This window comes from Actinosynnema sp. NPDC004786 (genome assembly GCF_053601135.1).
The window spans coordinates 1-7,533 of the sequence record NZ_JBSGBG010000099.1 but is presented as its reverse complement, the minus strand read 5'-3'; the positions used below and the strand labels follow the sequence as shown (position 1 = coordinate 7,533).

The window sequence follows — 7,533 nt, the reverse complement described above, 5'->3', positions numbered from 1 at the left end:
GGCAACGTGAACACCAACGACCAACCCGAGATCGCCGCCGACCCCGTGTTCGTGATCGTGATCTCCGACGTCAACCCCGTGTTCCACGCGTTCACGGTGTTCACGACCCGACAGGACTCACCCGGCTGCGGAGTGGTCGTCGTGGTCGTGGTCGTCGTCGTGGTGGTCGTGGTGGTGGTGGTCGTGGTGATGGTGGTCGTGCCGGTGGGGTTGACCCGGTAGACCACCGTGCCGTGCGCGGGGACGCCGGCCGAGATGCTCCCGGAGGTCGTGCTCACCGCGTTCGTCCAGGCGTCGCGCAGGGTGAAGGAGGAACCGGTGAGACCGATCGCCGCCGCGGTCGTGCTCACCGTGGTGGTGGCCGAACCCTGGTTGAACAGGGCCACCGCGACACCGCCGTCGGCCAGCCGCTTGGCCAGCACGCGGCGCGTGCCGTCGTGGGAGATCTGCCGCGCCTGCAACGCCAGCGGGTCCTGGTTGATGGCGATCAGGTTGGCGTTCTTCAGGATGGTCGACGTGGCCGAGTTCATGTTCCGCAGGTCGTTGCCCGCGATGAGCGGCGAGGCCATGATCGACCACAGCGCGAAGTGGCTGCGCATCTCGGTGTCGGTCATGCCGCCGCGGCCGACCTCCATCATGTCCTGGTCGTTGAACGCGCCCGGCCCGGCGTAGGAGGCCAGCGGCACGGTCACGTCCACGATGTTCTGGATGCCCATCGGGTAGCCGTTGGTCTGCCCGGTGTTCCACGCGTTGGTGATGTCCTCGGTGGTGCGCCACATGTTCGCGACGTCGCCCCAGTTGCGCCGCGGGCCCGTCTTGTCGTGGATGCTGTTGGGGTTGATGCTGTAGACGATCGGCCGGCCCGTCGCCGCCAGCGCGTCGCGCATCTTCGCGAACGTCCGCACCTGGTCGTCGATCGTCCCGCTCGGGGAGCACCAGTCGTACTTCAGGTAGTCCACGCCCCACGCCGCGAACTGGCGGGCGTCCTGGGCCTCGTGGTTCAGGGCCCCGGTCGACCCGGGGTAGGAGTTGAAGTACTGCGCGCACGTCTCGGCCAGCGGCGCCTGGTAGATGCCGAACTTCAGGCCCTTGGCGTGGATGTAGTCGCCGAGCGCCTTCATGCCGCTCGGGAACCGGCTCGGGTCGCCCTGCAGGTTGCCCGCCGAGTCCCGGTTGGGGTTCATCCAGCAGTCGTCCACCACGACGTATTGGTAGCCGGCGTCGCGCATGCCGGAGCTGACCATCGCGTCGGCCATCTGCTTGATCAACGTCTCGTTGATGTTGCAGCCGAACGTGTTCCACGAGTTCCAGCCCATCGGCGGGGTGCGCGCCACGCCGTTGTCCAGGGCCTGCGCGGGGTTCGCGTGCAGCACCACCGCCGTGCCGGCCGACGCCACCACGGCCGCGGCCAGGAGGTGGGCGACGCGCCGCCACCGGGTTGATCGTTCCATGGTCGCCGCGCCCCTTCGCTGTCCGAGTGACGTGCCCGAAACGCCGATCGCCAGCCAATGTAGCCACGCGCGGAACAACCGGTCAAAGCTAAAGATGTGATCGCTCACTTTAGCGAGAGGGCCATTTCCGTCAGTCGAACGGTATTCGACAAGGTCGGATAAGCCCAGCTCCCACCAGCACCACCGGCGCATTGCGCCAGTCAGCCCAACGGCGCTTTTCCGCTATTGAGCACGCATCTTGTGAGCGCGAACAATTGCGACATACCTCCCGCGGACCGGCGACCCGGCCCGGTCGTCGCGCCGCCCGAGGCCCGACGGTCGCGGCGACACCCCGACGCGGTGGCCACCTTCGAAACGCCAACCAGCTCGTACCGACTGTTTCGAACGCTCAGGTGAGCGTTAACAAGGGCCGGACCACCACACGACCGGATCGCACAGGTGTTCGATACCTCATGATAACCGCAGATGAGAAGCGCGCAACTGCGCCGTACTCCGTTCAGATCAATGAACGTTACCGCCATCGGAACCGGGCTTGTGAGCGCCAACACGAGGTGCCACACTGCACACGATCAGCCGATCCAACGCAACAACACTCGAAACTTTCGACGGGCGTGAACTCTCGTTCGCGTCCCCGGTCCGGGAGCCCGGACCACCGCGGTCCGCCCGCGTCCGCGCGCGGACCGCCGGCACGATCCCCGATCACCACCCGCCGGACACGCGGCGGGTGTCCCAGAAGGTGTGCACATGAAGCTGACAGCGAGGTCAGTGTCGCGAGCCGCACTCGTGACAGCCCTGGTCGCCGCCACCGGTAGCGCGGTGGTCCTCACCGCCACGTCGGCGTCGGCCGCGAGCACGCTCGGCGCGTCGGCCCAGCAGACCGGTCGGTACTTCGGCACCGCCGTCGCCGCGGGCAGGCTCGGCGACTCGACCTACACCGGCATCCTGAGCCGTGAGTTCGACATGGTCACGGCCGAGAACGAGATGAAGATCGACGCGACCGAGCCGAACCGGAACCAGTTCAGCTACGGCAACGCCGACCGCATCGTGAACCTCGCGCGCTCCCAGGGCAAGCGGGTGCGCGGGCACACGCTGGCGTGGCACTCGCAGCAGCCCGGCTGGATGCAGAGCCTGTCCGGTTCGGACCTCCGGTCGGCGATGCTGAACCACGTCACCAAGGTCGCCTCCTACTACGCGGGCAAGATCTACGCGTGGGACGTGGTGAACGAGGCGTTCCAGGACGGGAGCTCGGGCGCGCGGCGCGACTCGAACCTCCAGCGCACCGGCAACGACTGGATCGAGGCCGCGTTCCGGGCGGCGCGGGCGGCCGACCCGGCCGCGAAGCTCTGCTACAACGACTACAACACCGACGACTGGACCCACGCCAAGACCCAGGCCGTCTACCGGATGGTCCAGGACTTCAAGCAGCGCGGCGTGCCGATCGACTGCGTCGGCCTCCAGTCGCACTTCAACCCGCAGAGCCCGGTGCCGTCCAACTACCAGACGACGCTGCAGAACTTCGCCAACCTCGGCGTCGAGGTCCAGATCACCGAGCTGGACATCGAGGGCTCCGGCACGGCGCAGGCGCAGAACTACGAGCGCGTCGTCAAGGCGTGCCTGGCCGTCGCCCGGTGCGCGGGCATCACCGTGTGGGGCATCCGGGACACCGACTCGTGGCGCGCCTCGGGCACCCCGCTGCTGTTCGACGGCTCGGGCAACAAGAAGCCCGCCTACACCGCCGTCCTGAACGCGCTCAACGCGGCCCCGCCGTCGTCCACCACGACCACGACCAGCACCACGACGACCACCAGCACGACCACCACCACTTCCACCACGACGACGACCACGACGACCACCACCACGCCGGTTCCGGGTGGCTGCTCGGCCGCCGTGTCGGCGCTCGACCAGTGGAACGGCGGCTTCGTGGCCACGATCAGGGTCACGGCGGGTTCGTCGGCGGTCAACGGCTGGTCCGCGTCGCTGTCGCTGCCGTCCGGCGTGACGATCGTCAACGCCTGGAACAGCAACCGGAGCGGCAACACCGGCACGGTCACGTTCAGCAACGTCGACTACAACGCCGGCATCCCCGCCGGGGGGTCCACCGAGTTCGGCTTCCAGGCCAACGGGACCGCCGGCGCGCTCTCCCTCACCTGCTCCGCTCGCTGAACCACGGTCGCGTCACCTCCGGTGCCGGCGGCGGGATCGACTCCCACCGCCGGCACCGGCGCGTCCGGGGCCGCCCCGAACACCGCCACTCCACTGTGGACGTGCGCGGCGCCTCGCCCGAGCCGTCGAGGACCGCGCCGACGGGTTGTCGAACGTCGATTCGCCTGGGGCGGTCGAATGCGTTCGACGCGGTTCTCCCATACGAGATGCGGCCGTTGACGGGTGGTGGGCGTGGCGCGACCCTTCCGCCGGGAAGGGTTCCGGGTCGTTCGGCGGCGGTCGCCGTGCCGCTCGGCGGACGTGCCGCCGGACCGGGCCGTCCGGCCGGGCGTCCTCGCCCGACCCGGATCCGCCGACCCGACACGGGTTCCGCCGAGAACGACATGGGGTGTCGATGAAGACGTCTTCACGGAACCGCTACCCGGCGGTGGCGGCGGCGTTCCTCGCCGCGACGGCGGCCCTCGTGGCGCCGGGCGCGCAAGCCCACGCCGCGCCGACGCCCGCGCCGTGCGCCGCGCCGCGGACCGACTCGGGCGCGACGGCCGCCGCCGCGCCGTTCACGGTGTGGCTGGCCGGCGACTCCACCATGGCCAACGGCAGCGGCGCCTGCCCGGTCGGCTGGGGCCGGGAGTTCGACCGCCTGTTCACCGACGACGTGACCGTCGTCAACAACGCCGTGGGCGGCCGGAGCATCCAGACCTGGCTCTACGAGTCCAACGTCAAGACCACCAAGGACGCCGCCGGCGAGTGCGAGGTCAGCCCCCGCACCTACGCCTCCCGCTGGGCGGGCATGCTCGCCGAAGACGGCATGCGGGCGGGCGACTGGCTGATCATCCAGTTCGGCATCAACGACGGCGACCCCAACTGCCCGCGGCACGTCGGCACCGCCCGCTACCGCGAACTGCTGTCCACGATGTCCCGGGAGGCCAAGGCGCGCGGCGTCAAGCCCGTCTACGTCACGCCCGTCGCGGCGATCCGCTGCTCCGGCTCCACCGCCGTGGGCAACCGCGGGTTCGTGGCGGAGACGATCGCCCAGGCGCAGGCCGACCAGGTGCCCGTCATCGACCTGCACCAGCGCAGCGTCGCGCTCTACAACTCGCTGCGCCTGTGCCCCAACAACGGCGATTACGGCCAGGGCGCGGTCGGCGCGTTCTTCTGCGCCGACCACACCCACTTCGAGGCCGCCGGAGCCGCGCGCATCGCCGAGGTCGTCGCCCAGGCCCTGCGCGAGCAGGGCATCGCCCTCGCGTCGTCCCTGCGGCAGAACACGTCCGCCCACAGCCTGGTCGCGCAGCACAGCGGCAAGGCGGCGGACATCTCCGAGGCTTCCACGGCGGCCGGCGCGAGGCTCGTCCAGTGGGCCGCCACCGGCCGGGCCAACCAGCAGTTCGAGTTCGTCGACACCGGGGACGGCCACGTCCGCCTCAAGGCCCGGCACAGCGGCCTGGTCCTCCAGGTCTCCGGCAACGGCAGCGGCGCGGACATCACCCAGCAGCCCGACACCGGCGCGGCGAGCCAGGAGTGGCGCGTCGTCGACCACGGCGGCGATGTGATCAGCCTGATCAACCGGCAGTCCGGGCTGGCCATGGACGTGTGGGAGAAGTCGACCGCGGACGGCGCGCGGATCTCCCAGTACACCTACAACGGCAACCCGAACCAGCGCTTCAAGCGCGGCTGACCGGCACACCGCCACCCGCTCCCGGCGAGTGGATGGCTTCAGTTCACGCAGGCGGGATGAGAGGCTTCCGGCGGAACACCCGATCCAGTGAGGGGAACCGTCCGTTGGCTCAGAAGAGCGTCACCGTCGGTGAGCAGGAACTCGTGTACCGGGAATCGTCCGGCACCGGGCGGACCGTCGTGCTGGTGCACGGCAACTCGTCGTCCGGCCGCACGTGGCGCGCGCTCGTGGACGGCCCTTTCGGCGAGCGCTTCCGCTGCCTGGCCCTCGACCTGCCGGGCCACGGCGACTCCCCGCCCGCCCCGGCCCCGGAGGCTTACTCGCTGCCGGGTTACGCCGGCAACCTGGTCGACTTCATGGCGGCCACCGACGCCGCGGACGCCGTGGTGGTCGGCTGGAGCCTGGGCGGCCACATCGCGATCGAGGCCGCGCCGCGCCTGCCGGACGCCGCCGGGTTCGCGATCTTCGGCACGCCGCCCGTCAGCTCGCCCGCTCAGCTCGGGGAGGCGTTCCTGCCGAACCCGGCCGTGAACATCGGCTTCAGCCCGGAGGTGGACGAGGAGGCCGCGCGAGCCTACGCGACCAGCTTCGTGGCCCCCGGCTCGACCTACCCCGTCACGGGGTTCGTCGCCGACATCCTGGCCACGGACGGCGCGGCCCGTGCCGGTCTGGCGGCGAGCCTCGGCGAGGGCCGGTTCGCCGACGAGGTGGCGATCGTCGCCGGCCTCACCCGGCCGCTGGCCGTGCTGCACGGCGCGGACGAGCAGCTGGTCAGCCTGGACTACCTGCGCACGGTCCCCGTGCCGACGCTCTGGCGCGGCGAGGTGCGGATCCTGCCGGCCACCGGCCACGCGCCGCACGAGGAGGCGCCCGAGGTCTTCGCCGCCGTGCTGGCGGAGTTCCTCTCCGACCTGGGCTGACGCCGGTCGGGCGGTGATCACACCGAGCGGGCGGTGACGCGTTCGATGGCGGCGATCGCGGCGGCCGGGTCGTGCGGTTCGACGTCCAGGGCGCGGTGCATCGCCATGCCCTCGATCACGGCGTCGAGCAGGCGCGCGGTCAGGGGGTCGAAGTGCCGTTCCAGCGCCCGCCTGCTCGCCGCCATCCAGGCGTTGGTGAGGTCGCGGAAGGCGGGGTCGCGGGCGGCCAGCGTGTACAGCTCGTGGGTGAGCACGAGGTCGCGCGGACCGCCGGGCGGTTCGGCGGTGATGACCTCCACCACGGCGCGCTTGGCCTCCTCGACGTCCCGGGCGGCGGCCATCCGCCGCTCGAACCCCTCGGCCGCGGCGGCGGCGAACCGGCCGAACGCCTCGCGCAGCAGCTCGCGCATCCCGGTGAAGTGGTAGGTCATCGAGCCCAGCGGCACCCCGGCCGCCGCCGCGATCGTCCGGTGCGACGCGCCGGCCACCCCGACCTCGGCGACGACGTCGAGGCAGGCGTCGACGATCCGGTCCCGCCGCCCCGGGTCGGGTCGCCGGACCGTCACTCCCCGATCTCCCGCACCACGCGGGCCGGGTTGCCCACCGCGACCACGTTCGCCGGGATGTCGCGGGTCACCACCGCGCCCGCGCCGATCACGCTGTTGTCGCCGATCGTCACGCCGGGGCAGACCACCACGCCGCCGCCGAGCCACACGTTGTCGCCGATCACGATCGGCCGAGCCGCCTCCAGCTTGTCCCGCCGCGGCCCCGGCTCGACCGGGTGGGTCGGCGTCAGCAGCTGGACCCCCGGCCCGATCTGGCAGTCCTCGCCGATGGTGATCGCCGCGACGTCCAGCGCGGTGAGGTTGAAGTTGACGAACGTCCGCGCGCCGATGCGGATGTTCTCCCCGTAGTCCACGAACAACGGCGGTCGCACCACCACGCCCTCGCCGACCTCGCCGAGGACCTCCGCGAGCAGCCGCCGCGCCTCCTCGAACCGGCCCGCGGCGCAGGCCACCCGGTAGTCCTCCAGCAGCGCCGCGGCCCGCTGCGCGATCCGGGCGTTGTCGGGGTCGTCGGCGATGTAGAGGTCGCCGGCCAGCATCCGCTCCCGGTTGGTCCTGTCGTCGCCCGCGAAGTAGTCGACCGCCATGTGTACGACCGTACACCTGAGGGCCTCGACCGGCTCGGCGGTGCAACGGACCGGCTGGCGGGCCCGTCGAACACCGCGCCTGGCCGCGCTGGTGCAGCGCCAGGTCGGGGCGCTGCAGCACGAACCGGCGGTGCACGAACTTCAGCACCTGCACCTCGTGCCACTGCG

At 71.2% G+C, this 7,533-nt stretch carries 6 protein-coding genes; 3 read left to right on the top strand and 3 right to left on the bottom strand.

What is annotated here, in order from left to right; all coding sequences use genetic code 11:
* The coding region (locus ACWEFJ_RS38995) for an alpha-galactosidase (protein WP_449716884.1) at window positions 1-1,451 on the bottom strand (1,451 nt) is incomplete at its 3' end.
* A 744-nt stretch (window positions 1,452-2,195) separates the two neighbouring features.
* Here ACWEFJ_RS38995 and ACWEFJ_RS38990 point away from each other — a divergent pair.
* The 3 genes from ACWEFJ_RS38990 (at window position 2,196) to ACWEFJ_RS38980 (ending at window position 6,212) form a co-directional block, all read left to right on the top strand.
* Complete coding sequence (locus ACWEFJ_RS38990; protein ID WP_449716883.1) at window positions 2,196-3,614, top strand: endo-1,4-beta-xylanase; 1,419 nt, start codon at window positions 2,196-2,198, stop codon at window positions 3,612-3,614.
* A 394-nt stretch (window positions 3,615-4,008) separates the two neighbouring features.
* The gene (locus tag ACWEFJ_RS38985; protein ID WP_449716882.1) at window positions 4,009-5,292 is read left to right on the top strand and encodes an RICIN domain-containing protein; all 1,284 of its coding nucleotides are present in this window, start codon (window positions 4,009-4,011) and stop codon (window positions 5,290-5,292) included.
* 104 nt (window positions 5,293-5,396) lie between these two features.
* Window positions 5,397-6,212 carry an alpha/beta fold hydrolase gene (locus ACWEFJ_RS38980; RefSeq protein ID WP_449716881.1) on the top strand — a complete coding sequence of 272 codons (816 nt, stop codon included), beginning with the start codon at window positions 5,397-5,399 and terminating at the stop codon, window positions 6,210-6,212.
* A 17-nt stretch (window positions 6,213-6,229) separates the two neighbouring features.
* Here the strand turns inward: ACWEFJ_RS38980 and ACWEFJ_RS38975 are convergent, their stop codons facing one another.
* A complete protein-coding gene (locus ACWEFJ_RS38975) occupies window positions 6,230-6,778 on the bottom strand; it encodes a TetR/AcrR family transcriptional regulator (RefSeq protein ID WP_449716880.1) in 549 nt (182 codons plus the stop codon).
* On the bottom strand, window positions 6,775-7,365 hold the full coding sequence (locus tag ACWEFJ_RS38970) for a sugar O-acetyltransferase (RefSeq protein ID WP_449716879.1): 591 nt from the start codon (window positions 7,363-7,365) through the stop codon (window positions 6,775-6,777). Before ACWEFJ_RS38970 ends, ACWEFJ_RS38975 begins: the two co-directional genes overlap by 4 nt.
* Between the last annotated feature and the right edge of the window lie 168 nt (window positions 7,366-7,533).